At 71.1% G+C, this 19,528-nt stretch carries 11 protein-coding genes; 6 read left to right on the top strand and 5 right to left on the bottom strand.

The features are described 5' to 3' along the window. Window positions 1-69: 69 nt before the first annotated feature. The 4 genes from NBY69_RS01505 to NBY69_RS01490 all read left to right on the top strand — a co-directional run bounded on the left by NBY69_RS01505 (window position 70) and on the right by NBY69_RS01490 (window position 4,923). Window positions 70-1,644, top strand: coding sequence for an MFS transporter (locus NBY69_RS01505; protein WP_250298013.1), 1,575 nt, complete (start codon window positions 70-72; stop codon window positions 1,642-1,644). 115 nt (window positions 1,645-1,759) lie between these two features. Continuing rightward, window positions 1,760-2,176, top strand: coding sequence for a MerR family transcriptional regulator (locus NBY69_RS01500; RefSeq protein WP_250297743.1), 417 nt, complete (start codon window positions 1,760-1,762; stop codon window positions 2,174-2,176). Then, on the top strand, window positions 2,176-2,508 hold the full coding sequence (trxA, locus tag NBY69_RS01495; RefSeq protein ID WP_250298012.1) for a thioredoxin: 333 nt from the start codon (window positions 2,176-2,178) through the stop codon (window positions 2,506-2,508). Before NBY69_RS01500 ends, trxA begins: the two co-directional genes overlap by 1 nt. 153 nt (window positions 2,509-2,661) lie before the next feature. Further along, window positions 2,662-4,923 carry a UvrD-helicase domain-containing protein gene (locus tag NBY69_RS01490; protein WP_250297742.1) on the top strand — a complete coding sequence of 754 codons (2,262 nt, stop codon included), beginning with the start codon at window positions 2,662-2,664 and terminating at the stop codon, window positions 4,921-4,923. A 61-nt stretch (window positions 4,924-4,984) separates the two neighbouring features. Here the strand turns inward: NBY69_RS01490 and glgB are convergent, their stop codons facing one another. From glgB to NBY69_RS01470, 4 genes are all read right to left on the bottom strand, one after another. Continuing rightward, window positions 4,985-7,201, bottom strand: coding sequence for a 1,4-alpha-glucan branching enzyme (gene glgB / locus NBY69_RS01485; protein WP_250298011.1), 2,217 nt, complete (start codon window positions 7,199-7,201; stop codon window positions 4,985-4,987). A 71-nt stretch (window positions 7,202-7,272) separates the two neighbouring features. Beyond that, window positions 7,273-8,709, bottom strand: coding sequence for a maltokinase N-terminal cap-like domain-containing protein (locus NBY69_RS01480; RefSeq protein WP_250297741.1), 1,437 nt, complete (start codon window positions 8,707-8,709; stop codon window positions 7,273-7,275). Between the two features lie 219 nt (window positions 8,710-8,928). Then, window positions 8,929-10,635 carry a maltose alpha-D-glucosyltransferase gene (gene treS / locus NBY69_RS01475; protein WP_250297740.1) on the bottom strand — a complete coding sequence of 569 codons (1,707 nt, stop codon included), beginning with the start codon at window positions 10,633-10,635 and terminating at the stop codon, window positions 8,929-8,931. Next, a complete protein-coding gene (locus tag NBY69_RS01470; protein WP_250298010.1) occupies window positions 10,632-12,632 on the bottom strand; it encodes an alpha-1,4-glucan--maltose-1-phosphate maltosyltransferase in 2,001 nt (666 codons plus the stop codon). The genes treS and NBY69_RS01470 overlap by 4 nt, the downstream gene beginning before the upstream one ends. Window positions 12,633-13,210: 578 nt before the next feature. Here NBY69_RS01470 and glgP point away from each other — a divergent pair. After that, window positions 13,211-15,952, top strand: coding sequence for an alpha-glucan family phosphorylase (gene glgP / locus NBY69_RS01465; RefSeq protein ID WP_250297739.1), 2,742 nt, complete (start codon window positions 13,211-13,213; stop codon window positions 15,950-15,952). 172 nt (window positions 15,953-16,124) lie between these two features. On the opposite strand, the gene NBY69_RS01460 is transcribed toward glgP, so the two are convergent. Beyond that, window positions 16,125-17,687 (bottom strand): sensor histidine kinase, encoded by a 1,563-nt coding sequence (locus NBY69_RS01460; RefSeq protein ID WP_250297738.1) that lies wholly within the window; start codon window positions 17,685-17,687, stop codon window positions 16,125-16,127. 144 nt (window positions 17,688-17,831) lie between these two features. Here NBY69_RS01460 and murJ point away from each other — a divergent pair, with 144 nt between their 5' ends. Further along, on the top strand, window positions 17,832-19,520 hold the full coding sequence (murJ, locus tag NBY69_RS01455) for a murein biosynthesis integral membrane protein MurJ (RefSeq protein ID WP_266640687.1): 1,689 nt from the start codon (window positions 17,832-17,834) through the stop codon (window positions 19,518-19,520). Window positions 19,521-19,528 lie beyond the last annotated feature (8 nt).

Genomic DNA, 19,528 nt, shown 5'->3' with positions numbered 1-19,528 from the left:
ACAATCGTGTGCAAGTCGCGGAGAGGATGGAGCGTTGTGAATCTGATCGTGAGGCAGCCGGTCGCGGAGATGGACGGGCCGTACCGGCGCCGCTGGTGGGCGCTGCTGGTGCTGTGCCTGAGCCTGCTGATCATCGTGATGGCGAACACCGCTCTGACGGTCGCCGCCCCCGACATGACCAAGGACCTGGGGCTCAGCAGCTCCGACCTGCAGTGGGTCATCGACGGCTACACCGTTCCGTACGCAGCCCTGATGCTGCTGCTCGGTGCGATCGGCGACAAGTACAGCCGGCGCGGGGCGCTCGTCCTGGGGCTCGTCGTCTTCGGCGGGGGAGCCGTCGCCGGATCCCTCGTCGCCAGTGCGACCGGCGTCATCGCGGCCCGCGCCGTCATGGGCATCGGCGCGGCGATGATCATGCCTGCCACGCTCTCGCTGCTCGCCGCGAGCTTCCCGCGCGCCGAGCGGGCCAAGGCGATCGTCCTGTGGACGGCCACCGCCGGGCTCGCCATCGCGGCCGGACCGCTCGTCGCGGGCGCACTCCTGCAACACCACGGCTGGGCCTCGACGTTCCTGATCAACGTGCCGATCGCGGTGCTCGCGATCATCGGCGCCTTCGTCCTCGTGCCGCCGTCGAAGGCCGGACACAAGGACCGGATCGACTACGTGGGCGGGCTGCTCTCGGTGATCTCGGTCGGCGCCCTCGTCTACATGATCATTGAGGGACCGCACTTCGGCTGGGGCGCCAAGGCCGTCACCGCCGCGGTCGTGGCGGGCGTCGGGTTCGTCGCGTTCGTCCTGTGGGAGCTGCGGCACCCCCGCCCGGTGCTGGACGTGCGGCGCTACCTCGACCGGGGATTCGCCGGGTCCAACCTCGCCGTCGCGCTGTTCTTCCTCGCGGTCTTCGGGGCCTTCTACTTCCTCACCCAGCACCTTCAGTTCGTCCTCGGGTACGACGCCTTCGAGACCGGCGTACGGATGCTGCCGCTGGCCGGCGCGGTCTTCGTCGGCTCGGCGCTGACCGGATTCCTCACCCCCCGGCTCGGCATGCGCGTCACGGTCACCGCGGGCATGGTCGGCGGCACCGCGTCGCTGGCCCTGCTCACCCGGATCGACGCGGCTTCGGGGTACGGGGCCTTCGTCCTGCCGCTGGTCCTGCTCGGCCTGGCCATCGGGCTCGCCCTGTCGCCGTGCACCGACGCGATCATGGGTGCGTTCCCGGAGTCCGAACTGGGCGTCGGCGGCGCGGTCAACGACACCTCGATCGAGCTCGGCGGCTCGCTGGGCATCGCGATACTCGGCTCGGTGCTGTCCGGCGCGTACTCCTCGCACCTCGCGGACGCGGTCGGCGGCAAGCTCCCGGCCGCCGCGCTGAGCACCGCGCAGGACTCGGTGGGCGCCGGGCTCGCCGTGGCGCAGAAGGTCGGCGCCCAGGCGGGACCCGAGCAGGCGCAGGCCCTGGTGAAGGCGGTCGACGGCGCCTTCTCGGACGCGGTCGCGCACACCAGTCTGGTCGGCGCGGTGGTCCTCGGCGTGGGCACGGTGCTGGTGGCGCTCCTGGTACCGGGACGCGGCCGTCGTACGGACCGGGCCGAGGGCCAGGCCGAGGCGGTACCGGCCGAGGAGCCGGTGAGCACCTCCGTGTGACCCGGTCCGGCACGCCCCGGCCGACCGACCGGCCGGCGGCCCGGCGCCGGCGGGGTGCGGTGCGGGACATCTCCTCCTTGCCTTGACGCCGACGTCAAGGATTACCGTCGGGGACATGCGAATCGGCGAGCTGGCGGAGCGTGCGGGCATGACCACCCGGGCTCTGCGTTATTACGAGTCACGGGAGTTGCTGCCCGCCCGCCGGGCGGTGAACGGCTACCGCACGTACGACGAGGACGACCTGCGTCTGCTCCAGCAGATCCGGACCCTTCAGGACTTCGGGTTCGACCTGGAGGAGACGCGGCCGTTCGTGGAGTGCCTGCGCGCCGGGCACCCGGCCGGGGACGTGTGCCCCGCCTCGCTCGACGTGTACCGGCGCAAGCTCTCCGAGCTGGACGCGCTGATCGGCAGGCTCCAGGACGTCCGCACCCAGGTGGGGGCCGAACTGGCGCGCGCCGAGGCGGAGTTGCCGGGCGGCCCGGAGCCGCGCTGTGAACTTTCCGACGGCAGTGACTGGGAGGACGAGGGATGATGATCCATGCGGAGGGTGTCGACGTCGTGACGGACGCCGACTTCGACACGGAGGTACTGCGGGGCGGGCTCCCGGTGCTGGTGGAGTTCACCGCCGAGTGGTGCGGCCCGTGCCGGCAACTGGCACCGGTACTGAGCGCCGTCGCCGAGGAGGAGGCGGGCCGCCTCAGGATCGTCCAGCTGGACGTGGACAGGAACCCGGAGGTCACGGTCCGGTACGGGGTGCTCTCGATGCCGACCCTGATGGTGTTCCGGGACGGCGAACCGGTGAAGTCCATGGTCGGCGCCCGGCCGAAGCGGCGGCTGCTCCAGGAACTGGCCGACGTGCTCTGACCGCGGCGCTCCGACCGGCAGAAACGCAAAAAATACCCCGGACGAATTGACGTCCGGGGTATTGCGGCGCGTATATTGAGCACTTCATGTCTTTGCGCATGACAAAGCCATGAAGAAGTCTTATGTAGACACCGTACCGCGTCAGGAGCTGAATTGTCAACCGAGGAATTGCAGCATGAACAGCAATTCGTCTCACGGCTCTACGAGCGTCTGGACGCGCTCCGTGAGCGTGCCGAAGCCGCCGTCCAGGGCTCGTTCGCCCAGGTGGGCAAGGGGCTCCAGGCGCGCGTCGAGCGCGATGTGCTGGTCGCCGAACAGTCCGGGCTGCTCAGTGCGCTGAATTCGGTGGAATCCGGGCTCTGCTTCGGGCGGATCGATTTCACCGACGGCACCCGCCATCACATCGGCCGCATCGGAATCCGCGAGGAGGCCGACGAGAACGACGAACGCACCCCGCTGGTGATCGACTGGCGGGCGCGGGCCGCGCGCCCCTTCTATCTCGCGACCGGGCATTCCCCGATGGGCCTGCGCCGCCGCCGTCACCTCACCACGCAGGGGCGCACCGTCACCGCGCTCCACGACGAGATCCTCGACCTTTCCGACCCCGAGCGGACCGGCCACGAGGGGACCGACGCCGACGCCGTGCTGCTCGCGGCGCTGGACTCCGCGCGCACCGGCCGGATGCACGACATCGTGCAGACCATCCAGGCCGAACAGGACGAGATCATCCGCGCCCCGCACCACGGCGTCCTCGTCGTCGAGGGCGGCCCCGGCACCGGCAAGACCGCGGTCGCGCTGCACCGTGCCGCCTATCTGCTGTACGCGCACCGGGACCAGCTCGCCCGCCGGGCCGTCCTGATCGTCGGCCCCAACCCGGCCTTCCTCGGCTACATCGGCGAGGTGCTGCCCTCGCTCGGCGAGACGGGCGTCCTGCTCGCCACCCCGGGAGAGCTCTTCCCCGGGGTGACCGCCACCGGTACGGACACCCCGGAGGCAGCCGCAGTCAAGGGGCGTACGGAGATGGCCGGAGCGCTGGCCGCGTTCGTACAGGACCTCCAGCGCACGCCGGAGCCCGGCGAGCCCCGCACCATCGCCCACGACGACGGCGACCTGCTGCTCGACTGGACGATCGCGGACGTGGCGCGCGAGGCGGCCCGCGCCACCGGGCTGCCGCACAACCTGGCCCGCCCGCGCTTCGCGTTCCGGATCATCGACGAGCTGACCGCCCAACTGGCCGACCGGCTCGGCGCCGACCCCTACGGCGGGCCCAACTTCCTGGGCCCCGACGACCTCGCCCAGCTCGGCAAGGCCATCGCCGCCAGCCCCGAAGTGCACGCCGCCATCGACGAGTTGTGGCCGCAGCTCACGCCGAAGGAACTGCTGGCCGACTTCCTGTCCGACCCGGTGCACCTGCCGGACGCCGACGCGGAAGTGATCCGCCGCAAGGGCGGCGACTGGACACCCGCGGATGTCCCGCTGCTCGACGAGGCCGCCGAGCTCCTCGGCGAGGACGACTCCGCCGCACGCGCCGCCGCGGAGGCCGCCCGCCAGGAACAGGTCGCCTTCGCCCAGGGAGTGCTCGACCTCTCGCAGGGCTCGGAGTCGTACGAGTTCGAGGACGAGGAGTCCGAACTCCTCGCCGCGCACGACATCATCGACGCCGAGCGGATGGCCGAGCGCCACGAGGAGGCGGACTACCGCAGCGCCGCCGAACGCGCCGCCGCCGACCGCACCTGGGCCTTCGGCCACATCATCGTCGACGAGGCGCAGGAGCTCTCCCCGATGGTGTGGCGGCTGCTGATGCGCCGCTCCCCGACCCGCTCGATGACGCTGGTCGGCGACCCGGCCCAGACCGCCGAACCGGGTGGCGTCGGCGACTGGGACGCGATGCTCGCCCCGTACGTCGAGGACCGCTACGAGCACGTGCGGCTCGGCATCAACTACCGCACCCCCGAAGAGATCATGGACCGGGCGGCGGCGTTCCTGAGCGCCGCGCGCTCGAAGGCCGGCGACCCCGCCTTCGAGCCTCCTCGCTCGATCCGTTCCACCGGGGTGCACCCGTGGTCGCGGCGGACCGACGACCTGCCGCACGCGGTCGCCGAGGCGGTCGCCGGGGCGCGGCATGCGCAGGGCAGGCTCGCGGTCATCGCGCCGGCCGAGCTGCACGGCGCGCTGCTGGACCGTCTCCCGGGCGCCGGGCACGGCCTCGCCCCCGATCTGACCAGCGAGGTCGTGCTGATCACGCCACGCCAGGCGAAGGGCCTGGAGTTCGACACGGTGATCGTCGTCGAGCCGCAGTCGATCGTCTCGGGGTCTCCGCGCGGCACCAACGACCTCTACGTCGCGCTGACCCGGGCCACCCAGGCGCTGGGTCTGGTGCACACCGGCGACCTGCCCGAAGGGCTGGCCGGGTAGGACGCGAACGGGCCCGCGGCTCCGCCCCCGAGGGTGCGAGCGCGCGGGCCCGGCGGGTGGTTCAGACCGGCCTGAACCACACGGTCGCCAGCGGCGGCAGCGTCAGCTGGATGCTCGACGCCCGCCCGTGGGAGGCCACCGCCTCGGGCTTCAGCGGGTCCGTGTTGCGGATGTCACCGCCGCCGTACAGCCCGGTGTCGGTATTGAGCACCTCCTGCCACTCCGGCACCGCATCCGGCACGCCCAGGCGGTACTCGTGCCGTACCACCGGCGAGAAGTTGGAGACGGAGAGCAGCGGGGCGCCGTGCGCGTCGTAGCGCAGGAAGGCGAAGACGTTGTCCTCCGCCGCGTCACCCGCCACCCAGTCGAAGCCGCCCGGGTCGGTGTCCCGCTGCCACAGCGCCGGGGCCGCCGCGTACACCGCGTTCAGATCACGGACCAGGTCCCGTACCCCGCGGTGGTCGTGCGCCGCCGGGTACGAGGGGTCGAGCAGCCACCAGTCCGGCCCGTGCGCCTCCGACCACTCCGCGCCCTGGGCGAACTCCTGTCCCATGAAGAGGAGTTGCTTGCCGGGGTGGGCCCACATGAAGCCCAGGTACGCACGGTGCGTGGCCCGCTGCTGCCACCAGTCGCCCGGCATCTTCGAGACCAGCGCCTGTTTGCCGTGCACCACCTCGTCGTGCGAGATGGGCAGCACGTAGTTCTCGCTGAACGCGTACACCATCGAGAACGTCATCTCGTTGTGGTGGTACTTGCGGTGCACCGGCTCCTTGGCGACGTACTCCAGGGAGTCGTGCATCCACCCCATGTTCCACTTCAGCCCGAAGCCGAGCCCGCCGAAGCCCCCCGGGCCGACCAGGTCGGTGGCGCGGGTGACGCCGTCCCAGGCCGTCGACTCCTCGGCCACCGTGACGACACCGGGGTTGCGCCGGTAGACCGTCGCGTTCATCTCCTGGAGGAAGGCCACCGCGTCCAGGTTCTCCCGGCCGCCGTGCTCGTTCGGCGACCACTGGCCGTACTCGCGGGAGTAGTCGAGGTAGAGCATCGAGGCGACGGCATCCACCCGCAGCCCGTCGATGTGGAACTCCTCGCACCAGTAAGTAGCGTTGGCGACAAGGAAGTTACGGACCTCGGTGCGCCCGTAGTCGAATTCCAGGGTGCCCCAGTCGGGGTGCTCGGCGCGGGCCGGGTCCGGGTGCTCGTACAGCGGCCGGCCGTCGAACTGCGCCAGCGCCCAGTCGTCCTTCGGGAAGTGCGCGGGGACCCAGTCCATCAGGACGCCGATGCCCGCCCGGTGCAGCGCGTCCACCAGGTACCGGAAGTCGTCGGGCGTGCCCATCCGGGCCGTCGGCGCGTAGAAACCGGTGACCTGGTATCCCCAGGAGCCGCCGAACGGATGCTCGGAGACCGGCATCAGCTCCACATGGGTGAAGCCCAGGTCCTGCACGTACGCCGGAAGCTGCGTGGCCAGTTGACGGTACGTCAGGCCCGGTCGCCAGGACGGCAGATGGACCTCGTACACCGAGAAGGGCGCCGCGTGCACCGGGCGGTCCGCGCGGTGGGCCATCCACGCGCCGTCCTGCCAGACATGGTGCGCGTCCGTCACGATCGAAGCGGTGGCGGGCGGCACCTCGGTGCGCCGGGCCATCGGGTCGGCGCGCAGGGTGTGGCTGCCGTCCGGGCGCATCAGGTCGAACTTGTACAGCGCGCCCTCGCCCACGCCGGGCAGGAACAGCTCCCAGATCCCGGACGAACCGAGCGAACGCATCGGATACGCCGTGCCGTCCCAGTAGTTGAAGTCACCGCTGACCCGCACCCCCCGTGCGTTCGGCGCCCACACGGTGAAGCGGGTGCCCGTCACCCCCTGGACGGTCATCGGCCGGGCGCCGAGCGCCTTCCACAGCTCCTCGTGACGGCCCTCGCCGATCAGGTGCAGATCCAGCTCACCGAGGGTGGGCAGGAAGCGGTAGGGGTCGTGGACCTCGGTCTCGTCGTTGTCGTACGTGAGCAGCAGCGAGTACGCGGGGACGGCCCGCAGCGGCAGCAGACCGGAGAAGAATCCCTGGCCGTCGTCGTGCAGTTCGGCCCGCAGCCCCTTGGCGAGGACGGTCACGGACTGCGCGTACGGCCGCAGGACCCGGACCGCGATCCCGCCGGCCACCGGATGGGCGCCGAGCAGGGAGTGCGGGTCGTGGTGGCCGCCGCCGAGCAGCCGCTCCCGGTCGTCGGCGCCCAGCGCCCCGGCGGGACGCACCCCGCCGCTCGGCTGGGAGGGCAGGACGGCGGCGGGAGCGGGGGAGCCGGGTTCGGGTTCGGCGGGCGACGGGGTGCGGGACGGGGGACGGGCGGTCACTGGGGCGGCCTCCTCGGCAGCTTCGGCGCACGGGTGGGGAAGGGGGTGGAGAGCCGCTTGATCGCGGCCATCGGGACGGGCAGCCAGTCGGGGCGGTTCCTGGCCTCGTAGAGGACCTCGTACACCGCCTTGTCGGTCTCGTACGCGCGCAGCAGCTCCGGCTCGGCACGCGGATCGGCGCCGGAGACGGCGGCGTACCCCTCGCAGTACGCGTCCCGGCAGCCGGTGGCCCACTGCGGGGACCAGGGGCGGTGCGAGCGGGCCGCGTAGTCGAACGAGCGGAGCATCCCCGCGACGTCGCGGACCACCGGCTGCGGGCGGGTGCGTTCGGCGAGCGGGCGGGCCGGTTCACCCTCGAAGTCGATGACCGACCACTCGCCGTCCCTGGCCCGCAGGCTCTGGCCGAGATGCAGATCGCCGTGGATCCGCTGGGCGGCCCAGACGCGGCCCGCGTGCCCCAGGTCGGCGAGGGCGTCGAAGGCGGTGCGCAGCCCGGCGGCGTAGGGAGCGAGCGCGGGCACCGCTCGGGCCGTCGTCTCCAGACGCTCCGTCATCTCGGCGGCGAGGTGCTGTATCTGCCGCTTGCGCAGTACGGCGGTGGGCAGCGCGGACGCCAGCGTGCCGTGCACCTCGGCGGTGGCCCGGCCCAGCGCGTGGGCGCCCGCGGTGAAGTCGTGCCCGTCGGCGAGCGCGTGCAGGGCCAGCTGCCAGCCGTCCTCGGAGCCGAACAGGAACGGCTGGAGCACCCCGAGCGTGGCGGGTTCGGGCTCGGTGGTCTCGTACCAGGCGACCGGCGCGGGCACCCGGGCGCAGCCTGCCTGGGCCAGCGCGAGCGGCAGCTCCAGGTCCGGGTTGGAGCCCGGGTGGACCCGGCGGAAGACCTTCAGGATGAACGTATCGCCGTAGACCAGAGAGGTGTTGGACTGCTCGGCGCCGAGCGGGCGCGCGACCAGTCCGGCGGGGATCACCACCGCCGGATCACGGTCGAAGCGCAGCGCCCCGAGGCGGCCGGGCGCGCGCAGCCGCTCCAGCAGCAGCGCGGTCAGCCGCGGGTCGAGCAGCGCGTCGTACACGACGAGTCCGGCCAGCGGTCCGGCGGCGGCGCGGCCGACCAGCGCGGCGGCGAGCCGGGGCGGCAGCGAGGTCCGTACGCCGAGCAGTAACTGGTAGCAGTCACCGGTGGGCCCGGAGCCGGCGGACGGCTCCTGCTGGGCCCGGACGAGCAGGTGCAGCAGCCCCGGGGCCGCGCCCACCGGCAGCAGTTCGGTGGCGGAGACCAGGCTGAAGGCGCTGACAGGACGGCCCTTGCCCGCGAACCAGCGCTGCCGGGGCAGCCACTCGTGCAGCAGTGGGGTGAGCGAGGCGAGGAGGCCGAGCGGGCCGGACGCCCCGGCGGAGCGCGAGGTGTTCCGGGTGGATGCAGCCTTGGACATGGCATCGCGTCCTTTCCCGGGCACACCACACTATGCGCAGAGTGTCCCGGATTGCGTGGGTCAGCCCCCCATGCTGAACGCTAGGAGGGCGGGAATCCGGCTGTGCGGGACGGTGCGGGTGAGGATGGTCCAAATGGACTACGAGCCGATTGGGCCGGGTGGTGAGAGGGAGGGTGCCCGGCGCGGGACGGCGGAAACCGCCCCGCGCCGGGCCGGCCGTCACTTCAGGAGGGCGTCCTTGCGCAGCCGGAACCAGTAGAAGCCGTGCCCTGCGAGGGTGAGCAGATACGGCAGTTCACCGATGGCGGGGAAGCGCACACCACCGATCAGCTCCACCGGACGGCGTCCGGTGAAGGAGTGCAGATCCAGCTCCGTCGGCTGCGCGAACCGCGAGAAGTTGTGCACGCACAGCACCAGGTCGTCCTTGTACTCGCGCAGGAAGGCGAGCACGGCGGGGTTGGACGAGGACAGCTCGGTGTACGAGCCGAGGCCGAAGGCCGGATTCTGCTTGCGGATCTCGATCATCCGGCGGGTCCAGTGCAGCAGCGAGGCGGGCGAGGCCATCGAGGCCTCGACGTTCGTCACCTGGTAGCCGTAGACCGGATCCATGATCGTCGGGAGGTAGAGCCGCCCGGGGTCGCAGGACGAGAAGCCCGCGTTGCGGTCCGGTGTCCACTGCATGGGCGTACGGACCGCGTCCCGGTCACCGAGCCAGATGTTGTCGCCCATCCCGATCTCGTCCCCGTAATAGAGGATCGGGGAGCCCGGCAGCGAGAGCAGCAGCGCGGTGAACAGCTCGATCTGGTTGCGGTCGTTGTCCAGCAGCGGCGCGAGCCGCCGCCGGATGCCGATGTTGGCCCGCATCCGTGGATCCTTGGCGTACTCCGCGTACATGTAGTCGCGCTCTTCGTCCGTGACCATTTCCAGCGTCAGCTCGTCGTGGTTGCGCAGGAAGATGCCCCACTGGGCGTTCTCCGGGATGGCCGGGGTCTTGGCCAGGATCTCCGAGACGGGGTAGCGGGACTCCCGCCGTACGGCCATGAAGATGCGCGGCATCACCGGGAAGTGGAATGCCATGTGGCACTCGTCGCCGCCCTTCTTGAAGTCGCCGAAGTAGTCGACGACGTCCTCCGGCCACTGGTTGGCCTCGGCGAGCAGCACCGTGTCCGGGTAGTCGGCGTCGATCTCGGCCCGGACCCGCTTCATGAACGCGTGGGTCTGCGGCAGGTTCTCGCAGTTGGTGCCCTCGACCTGGTAGAGGTACGGGACCGCGTCGAGGCGGAAGCCGTCGATGCCCAGGTCGAGCCAGAAGCGCAGCGCCGAGATGATCTCCTCCTGCACCACCGGGTTCTCGTAGTTGAGATCCGGCTGGTGGGAGAAGAACCGGTGCCAGTAGTACTGCTTGCGCACCGGGTCGAAGGTCCAGTTGGACGTCTCCGTGTCGACGAAGATGATCCGGGCGTCCGGGAACTGTTTGTCGTCGTCGGCCCAGACGTAGTAGTCGCCGTACGGCCCCTCCGGGTCCTTGCGCGACTCCTGGAACCACTCGTGCTGATCGCTCGTGTGGTTCATCACGAAGTCGATGATCACGCGCATACCGCGCTGATGCGCGGCGTCCACGAACTCGACGAAGTCGGCGAGGTCGCCGAACTCCGGCAGCACGGACGTGTAGTCCGCGACGTCGTAACCCCCGTCGCGCAGCGGTGACTTGAAGAACGGTGGCAGCCAGAGGCAGTCGACGCCCAGCCATTGGAGATAGTCCAGCTTGGCGGTGATGCCCTTGAGGTCGCCTACGCCGTCTCCGTTGCTGTCCTGGAACGAACGGACCAGGACCTCGTAGAAGACCGCGCGTTTGAACCAGTCGGGGTCGCGGTCCTTGGCAGGCGTGTCCGCGAATTTGTCATGGACGGGATCGTTGACGATCATGATGTGGGTGACCCTCCGATCGGCGGGGACGGTCGCAGGACCAGAAGGTGCGCGGGCGTGCTGCCCGGCTCCAGACGCACATAGTTGGCCCTGCCCCAGTGATAGGTCTCACCGGTGAGCTCGTCGCGCACCGGGACGGATTCGTGCCATTCCAGGCCGAGATCCGGCATGTCCAACGAGACCGTGGCCTCCTGGGTGTGGTGCGGGTCAAGGTTGACGACAACGAGAATCGTGTTCGAACCGGTCTCGCCGTCGGCCGTTTTGGAGTAGGCGAGCACCGCGTCGTTGTCGGTGTGGTGGAAGTGCACCGAGCGCAGTTGCCGCAGCGCCGGATGACGCCGCCGCGCCTCGTTGAGCGTGGTGATCAGGGGGGCGATGGACCGGCCCTCCCGCTCGGCGGAGTCCCAGTCGCGGGGCCGCAGTTGGTACTTCTCCGAGTCGAGGTAGTCCTCGCTGCCCGGCCTGGCCGTGGCGTTCTCGCACAGCTCGTACCCGGCGTACACACCCCAGGACGGAGCCGTCGTCGCGGCGAGCACCGCACGCACCTCGAAGGCCGGCCGGCCGCCGTCCTGGAGGTAGCCGTGCAGGATGTCCGGCGTGTTCACGAAGAAGTTGGGCCGCATGTACGCGGCGGACTCCCCGGCCAGCTCGGTGACGTAGTCGGTGAGTTCCTGCTTGGTGGTGCGCCAGGTGAAGTACGTGTAGGACTGCTGGAAACCGATGGCGCCCAGGGTCCGCATCATCGCGGGCCGGGTGAACGCCTCGGCCAGGAAGACCACGTCCGGGTCCGGGCCGTTGACGGCGGCGATGACCCGCTCCCAGAAGACCACCGGCTTGGTGTGCGGATTGTCCACCCGGAAGATGCGTACGCCGTGCTCCATCCAGAAGCGCAGGACGCGCACGGTCTCCATCACCAGGCCGTCCATGTCCCGGTCGAAGGCGATCGGGTAGATGTCCTGGTACTTCTTCGGCGGGTTCTCCGCGTACGCGATGGTGCCGTCCGCCCGGTGGTGGAACCACTCCGGGTGCTGCCGCACCCAGGGGTGGTCGGGCGAGCACTGGAGCGCGAAATCCAGCGCGATCTCCAGCCCCAGCTCACGGGCGCGTCCCACGAAGTCGTCGAAGTCCTCCAGGGTGCCGAGGTCCGGGTGGACGGCGTCGTGGCCACCCGCCGGTGAGCCGATGGCCCACGGCACGCCGACATCGTCGGGGCCCGCGGTCAGCGCGTTGTTGGGGCCCTTGCGGTGGGTGGTACCGATGGGGTGGACGGGCGGCAGATAGACCACGTCGAAACCCATGGCCGCCACCGCGGAGAGACGTTTCGCCGCTGTCCGGAAAGTACCGCTGACCGCGGGCTTCCCCTCCTCGACCACGGCGCCCTCGGAGCGCGGGAACAGCTCGTACCAGGAGCCGTAGAGCGCCCGTTCCCGCTCGACGAGCAGCGGCAGCGGCTCCGAGGAGCTGACCAGCTCACGCAGCGGATGCCGGGCCAGGGCCGCCACGGCGTCGGGCGCTTCGGCGGCGGCGAGGCGTTCCGCGGCGGGCGCCTCGGCGTCGCGCAGCGCGGCCGCCACCGCGAGTACCGCGGTGCGCCCCCTGCCCCTCGGTACCCCGGCCGCCGCTCGCGCGTACAGCTCGGCGCCCTCGGCCAGCACCAGTTCCTCGTCGATGCCCGCGGGAATCTTGATGTGCGCGGTGTGCAGCCAGGTCGCGACGGGGTCGCTCCACGCCTCGACGGCGTAGGTCCACCGGCCCTCGGCGTCCGGCGTGACGTCGGCGCCCCAGCGGTCGGTGCCCGGGGCCAGCTCGCGCATCGGCGTCCACGGACCCGTACGGCCGCGCGGACCGCGCAGCACCACACCGGCCGCCACCGCGTCATGGCCCTCGCGGAAGACGGTGGCCGTGACCTGGAAGGTCTCACCGGTCACCGCCTTCGCGGGCCACCGCCCGCCCTCGACGCGCGGCTGCACATCGAGTACCGGGATACGGCCGATCAGCGTATCGGTGGGGGGCCGCTTCGGGGGCTTCAGGACCTTCGGGAGTTCTCCCTTGGTCGGCTTGTCCGATGATGGCCGGCGGGCTGCGGGCATGGCTGCTCCTGTCCGCGTTCACTGGGGGTGTGCTCAGGTAGGTGCCGGTGGAGCCTTCCCCCGCATCGCGGGCGGGCAATCCGGCTCCTGAGTTAAGTACTCGTGCGTAATGTGCAGGGCAAGGACCGGGTCTGTCGCGCGTCGCGGCGGGTCCGGGCCGCCCGGGTACCACGGACGGCGGTGCGGCCCGGGGCAGTACGGAGGACCGGGTGGGCCCGCCGCGGGGACGCCTGTCACGGTGCAGCCTTCTCCGCCGGGCGAAGACGCACAAGCCCGCCGGAGGGGGTGAAATCGGCCATGTCGTCCCGCCGGGGAACGGCGGCCGGCCGGTGGGCGGGTCAGACCGGCGCACGCGTGGCGCTCGCCGCCCGCGCCTGCGCGCCGTGGTTGCGGGTGGTGACCGCGGCTACCTTCGGGGGTGAAGCGCGGACGCACACCGCTGTGCGTCCCCTCGGATGCGCACATCCCCTGCGAAGGTGGAGCACGTGAAGGCCATTCGTCGATTCACCGTCCGCCCCGTCCTCCCCGAGCCGCTGCTCCCGCTGGGTGAGCTCGCCCGCAATCTCCGCTGGTCCTGGCATGCCGGGACCCGGGACCTGTTCAGAAGAGTCGACCCCGACGGCCGGCTGCCGACCGGTGGTGACCCCGTGCAGGTGCTCGGATCGGTGTCCGCCGCACGGCTCGCCGAACTGGCCGCCGATCCGGACTTCCTGCACGCACTGACCGAAGCCGCCGCCGACCTCGACACCTATCTGCACGGACCGCGCTGGTACCAGGAACAGCCCGCCGGGCTGCCCGCTGCCATCGGCTACTTCTCACCCGAGTTCGGTGTGACCGCTGCGCTCCCGCAGTACTCCGGCGGCCTCGGCATCCTCGCCGGTGACCATCTGAAGGCCGCAAGCGACCTGGGCGTACCACTCATCGCGGTCGGTCTGCTCTACCGGCACGGCTACTTCCGCCAGTCCCTCTCGCGCGACGGCTGGCAGCAGGAGCACTATCCGGTGCTCGACCCGGACGAACTGCCGGTGAGCCTGCTGCGTGAGCGCGACGGCTCACCCTGCCAGATCTCCCTCACGCTTCCCGGCGGACGCTCGCTCAGGGCGCACATCTGGCAGGCGCGGGTCGGCCGGGTCCCGCTGCTGATGCTCGACTCCGACGTCGAGGAGAACGAGCCGGGAGAGCGCGGTGTCACCGACCGGCTGTACGGCGGCGGCAGCGAGCACCGGCTGCTCCAGGAGATGCTGCTGGGTATCGGCGGGGTGCGGGCGCTGCGCACGTACTGCCGTCTCACCGGGCACCCCGACCCCGAGGTGTTCCACACCAACGAGGGGCACGCCGGGTTCCTCGGTCTGGAGCGCATCCGTGAACTCGCGGGTGCGGGACTGGACTTCGACGCGGGACTGGAAGCCGTGCGCGCCGGGACCGTCTTCACCACCCACACCCCCGTACCGGCCGGAATCGACCGGTTCGACCGCGAGCTCGTCGCCCGGCACTTCGGGGACGACGGCGAACTGCCGGGCGTCGACCCGGTGCGCGTCCTGCAACTCGGCACGGAGAGCTACCCGGGCGGCGAACCGAATCTCTTCAACATGGCGGTGATGGGACTGCGGCTGGCCCAGCGTGCCAACGGGGTCTCCACCCTGCACGGCGCCGTCAGCCGGGACATGTTCGCCGGACTGTGGCCGGGATTCGACCCCGACGAGGTGCCGATCACCTCGATCACCAACGGGGTGCACGCCCCGACCTGGGTGGCGCCCGAGGTCACCCGGCTGGGATCCGCCCGGCCGGCCGCTGCCGGAACCGGCGGGGCCTCTGCCGGGCCCGGCGGACCGACCGGACAGGTCCGGGGCGTGAGCCACACCGGCCACACCGGCCACACCGGTGACACTGGCGACATCGGCCAGGCGGGCGACATCGGCCAGGCGGGCCCGCTGGACGGGCCGGAGGCCTGGGACGATGCCGCCCGGATCACGGACGCCGACGTCTGGGAACTGCGCCGGACCCTGCGTGAGCAGTTGGTCGGCGAAGTACGGACCCGGCTGCACGCCTCCTGGCGTGGACGCGGGGCCTCCGAGGCCGAACTCGGATGGATCGAGGGCGTGTTGGACCCCTCGGTCCTGACCATCGGATTCGCCCGGCGTGTCCCCTCGTACAAGCGCCTCACCCTGATGCTGCGCGACCGCGAACGGCTGACGGAGCTGCTGCTGCACCCCACCAGGCCGATCCAGATCGTTGTCGCGGGCAAGGCCCATCCGGCCGACGACGGCGGGAAACGGCTGGTGCAGGAGCTGGTGCGCTTCGCGGACGATCCCCGGGTGCGCCACCGCATCGTCTTCCTGCCGGACTACGGGATGGCGATGGCCGAGCGGCTCTACCCGGGCTGCGACGTGTGGCTGAACAACCCGCTCCGCCCGCTGGAGGCGTGCGGGACGTCCGGGATGAAGGCGGCACTCAACGGCTGCCTCAACCTCTCGGTGCTCGACGGCTGGTGGGACGAGTGGTTCGAGCCCGACTTCGGCTGGGCGATCCCCACGGCCGACGGGTCCGGGACGGACGAGGACCGGCGCGACGAGCTGGAGTCCGCCGCGCTGTACGAACTGATCGAGGACCGGGTGGTGCCGCGCTTCTACGACCGCGACTCCGCCGGGCTGCCCGAACGCTGGGTGGGAATGGTCCGCTCCACCCTGGCCACGCTGGGCCCGAAGGTGCTGGCGGGGCGGATGGTGCGTGAGTACGTGGAGCGGCTCTACGCGCCCGCCGCGCTCGCCCACCGGGCTCTCGGGCCCGGCCCGGCACGGGAGTTGGCGGACTGGAAGGCGAGGGTGCGGGCCGCCTGGCCGGACGTCCACGTCGACCATGTGGAGGCCGTCGCAGCGACCACGCCCAACGGCACCGCCGAGCTCGGTTCCACCCTTGAACTGCGAGTACAGGTGGCACTCGGGGCCCTGCGGCCGGACGACGTGGAGGTGCAGGCGGTGTCCGGCCGGGTCGACGCACAGGACCGCATCGCCCAGGCACGGACCGTGGCCCTCAAGCCGGCCGGCGGCCCGGACCTGGAGGGCCACTGGCTGTACGAGGGCCCATTGGCCCTCGACCGCACGGGTCCCTACGGCTATACGGTCCGTATTCTGCCGGCCCACCAACTCCTCGCGACCGGAGCGGAGATGGGGCTGCTCGCCCTGCCGACGGTTGCCACGGGGGAGGGCGCGGGCGTACTGCTGAGGTGACGGAAACGTCATCCCCCACGGGCCGGCGCCTGCTTCGGTGCCGGGCCCGTGGGGGATGAGCCGGGGCGTCTCGGCGGAGGGAAAATGGGATGCAGGGTGATTGCCGGCGCTGCCCGGCCCGGCAAACACCCCGGTTGCCCGCATCGGAGATCACCTTCTCGCAGGCCACTGCTCAGGAGGCAATCGCTCTGGAGGCAATCGCTCTGGAGACGACTGTTTCGGCGACCACTGCTTTGGAGACCAGCTTTCCGTCGGCGAAGCACAGCCGGTACGCGGGCAGCGAGGCGAAGATGCTGGTGCGGTAGTACGTACACTCCGGACCGGCCGACTGCTGCGGAGCGCCGTCCGGGGCGTTCTCCATGCTGTGCGGAGGGAGCCTGGGGCGGACATCGGCTCTGGCATCGCCCACCCGGATCAGTTCGTACTGCGAGCGGCCGAGGACCGTCTCGTACCGGGTGAAGAGGCCGACGGCGCCGATCAGCGCCCCGATGGCGGCTGTCGCCGCGAGCGGAACCCAGATCGCCTGCTTCAGTCGCCGCCGCACCTGTTGCCGCGCCCGCGCCAACTCCCTTGCCAGGGGTGAGGTTTCGGGAGTGCGCAACGGAGGCGGTCCGGGTGCCGGCGGCAGGGTCGCGGTCACCTCGAAGCCGCCGGCGGGCAGAGGGCCATGGGTGAGGACCCCACCGGCCAGGCGAATGCGCTCGTCCAGCCCGACCAGACCGGTGCCGCTGCCCGGCGGGTCCGGTGCGGGGCCTGCCGAGCGCGCCGTACTGGTGACGGTCACCTTCAGTGCGCTGTCGGATCGGGTGAGTACGACCGTGACCCGTGCCCCCGGCGCGTGCTTCGCCGCATTGGTGAGCGACTCCTGGACGGTCCGGTGGACCGCACGACGGGTCATCGGGGCAAGATCGCCCGCCGGTACTTCGCCACGCAACTCCACTTCCATACCGGACTCCTGTGCCCGCTTCACCTGATCGGTGACCGACTCCCCGGTCGGTGCGACGGGAGCAGCCTCGTCGTTCTCCCGGAGCACTCCGATGATGTCCCGCAGCCGGGCTGTCGCGTCACCGGCGGCGGCCCGTAGTTCGCCCGCGGCGCTCTGCTGCTTCGCTCCGAGCGAGGGATCGACCTCCAGGGCCGCCGCCCGCACCGCGATCAGCGAGAGTTCGTGTCCGAGCGAATCGTGCATGTCGCCCGCGATCCGGGACCGTTCGCGCAGCCTCGCCCGGTCGGCCGCGCCGCGCTGCTCGCGCTCCAGACGATCGGCCAGCAGCCAGCCTGTGTCGATGAGTTGGGCGTACTGCCGGGCGTACCGTCCGACCAGCCAAGGGACCATGACCGCGAAGGCCAGGGTGGTCAGCTGGGTGAGCCAGGTCCAGAGGTCACGGTGAGCGATCCGGGTGAGGAGAAGTCCGACCGCCGCCGTCCCGGCGAAGGCGTGCAGGGCAGGCCGGGCGAGTGCGGTCCGGCGGCCCGCCAGACAGCCGAAGGTCGCCAAGGCGATCGCGTAGGCCGGAGTCCACAACTCCAGCGTGGTGGTGAGGGCGAGCACGACGGTGAGCAGGAGAGCGGTCAGCGGCAGGAATCGGGAGAGCGCGATACCGGCCGCGAGGACAGCGACGCCGGACACCGCCCGCCACCACGGGCCGCCGTCGCGCACGACGGCCCACAGCACCACGGGCGCGCTGACCAGTGCCCAGAGCGCCAGGTCGACGACGATCCGTTCTCTCCGCATGGCCCCAGCTTGCCGGACCACAGGCTCCCTGGCCCCTGACGAAAGTGGGGGACGGCTGTTGTCTTTCGCCCCGTGGAAGGGCCGGCGGTTCCCCCTAGCGTCGAGTCCGGCGGAGACCGAACCGGCGGAAGCACAGAGGGGGACATGGTGGAGGGGACCGAGCCCACGGCCGGTACACGGTCACGGAGGAAGCCCGCCCGCGGGCGGCATGCCGCAGCGAGGCCGGTTGCGGCACAGCGTGGACTGCTCCGCTCCTCCGCGCTGATGGCGGTGGGCACCGTGGTGTCCCGTGCGACTGGACTGATCAGACAAGTGCTCCAGGCCGGAGCGCTCGGAACGGGGCTCCTCGCCACCACGTACAACGAGGCCAATGCCGTACCCGCGAGTCTGTACTTCCTGCTCATCGGCGGCGCACTCAACTCCGTGCTGGTCCCCCAGCTGGTGCGGGCCCGTATCGAGCAGCCGGACGGCGGTCGGGCCTTCGAGCAGCGGCTGGTCACTCTCACGATGTCCGTGCTCGGAGCCGGCACTCTGCTGGCGGTGTGGGCCGCGCCTCGGATCGTCGGGCTCTATCAGACCGATTCGCCGGAGAACCACGCAGCGTTCCGACTGACCGTGGTCTTCGCCCGGTTCCTGCTGCCACAGGTCTTCTTCTACGGACTGTTCAGCATCCTGGGGCAAGTACTCAACGCCCGGAACAAGTTCGGCGCGATGATGTGGACCCCGGTCCTCAACAACGTGGTCCTCGTCGCCGTGTTCGGTGGGTACGTCGGCATGATGACGGCGCCGGACCGGGTACAGGACATCACCCGGACGCAGGTGACGCTGCTCGGGGTCGGCACGACGCTCGCCCTCGCTGTCCAGGCGCTCGCCCTGATCCCCTTCGTCCGGGCCGCCGGCTTCCGCTTCCGCCCGCGTTTCGACTGGCGCGGCACCGGACTCCGCAGAAGTATCGGCGCTGCTCGCTGGACACTTCTGTTCGTCGCGACCAATCTGGCGGCCGGCACGGTGGTGACCCGCTATGCCTCCGCCGCCGATAAGGCGCTGCCCCGGGGCGGTGTGGGCTTCTCCGCCTATACCTATGCGCAGACGATCTGGATGCTGCCGCAGTCCGTCGTGACGGTCTCGCTGGTGACCGTGCTGTTACCGCGGATGAGCCGGGCCGTCGCCGAGAACCGCCCGGACGACATGCGGAAGGACCTCTCCCACACGTTGCGGACCAGCGGTGTCGTCATCGTCCCGGCTGCCTTCTTCTTTCTCGCTCTCGGACCGCAGGTGGCACAACTGCTCTTCGCCCACGGCGCTGCCGATTCCGCCTCCACCCGGCCGCTGGGGTACATGCTCCAGGCGTTCGGCCCGGGTCTGATCCCCTTCTCCGCGCAGTACGTGCTCCTGCGCGGCTTCTATGCCTTCGACGACACGCGGACCCCGTGGCTGGCCGCGGTCTGGATCGGTGCGGTCGACGTCGTCCTGGCCACCGGCTGCCACCTGCTGATGCCGGCGCGCTGGGCGGTCACCGGAATGGCAGCCGCCTATGCCCTGTCCTATGGCGTCGGCCTCCTGGTCACGGCGCGGCTGCTGCGACGCCACCTAGCAGGCCGGATCGACGGCAGAAGGCTGTTGGGCACGTACGGAAGGCTGATGCTGGCGGCCCTCGTTGCCGGAGCGTGCGGCTGGCTCGTGGCCGACCGCTGCTCCACCGCACTGGCCTCGCCCACCGGGGCAGCCGCCCTCGCGCTGGTCGCCGGAGGCGCCGCGATGCTCGTTCTGTTCCTGCTGCTCGCCCGTGCGCTGCGGATCAGCGAACTTGGCGTCCTGCCGGGGCTGCGGTGACCGGGCCC

The organism is Streptomyces sp. A 4/2 (genome assembly GCF_940670765.1).
Classification (GTDB): Bacteria; Actinomycetota; Actinomycetes; order Streptomycetales; family Streptomycetaceae; genus Streptomyces.
This window is presented reverse-complemented; position numbering and strand designations above follow the sequence as displayed.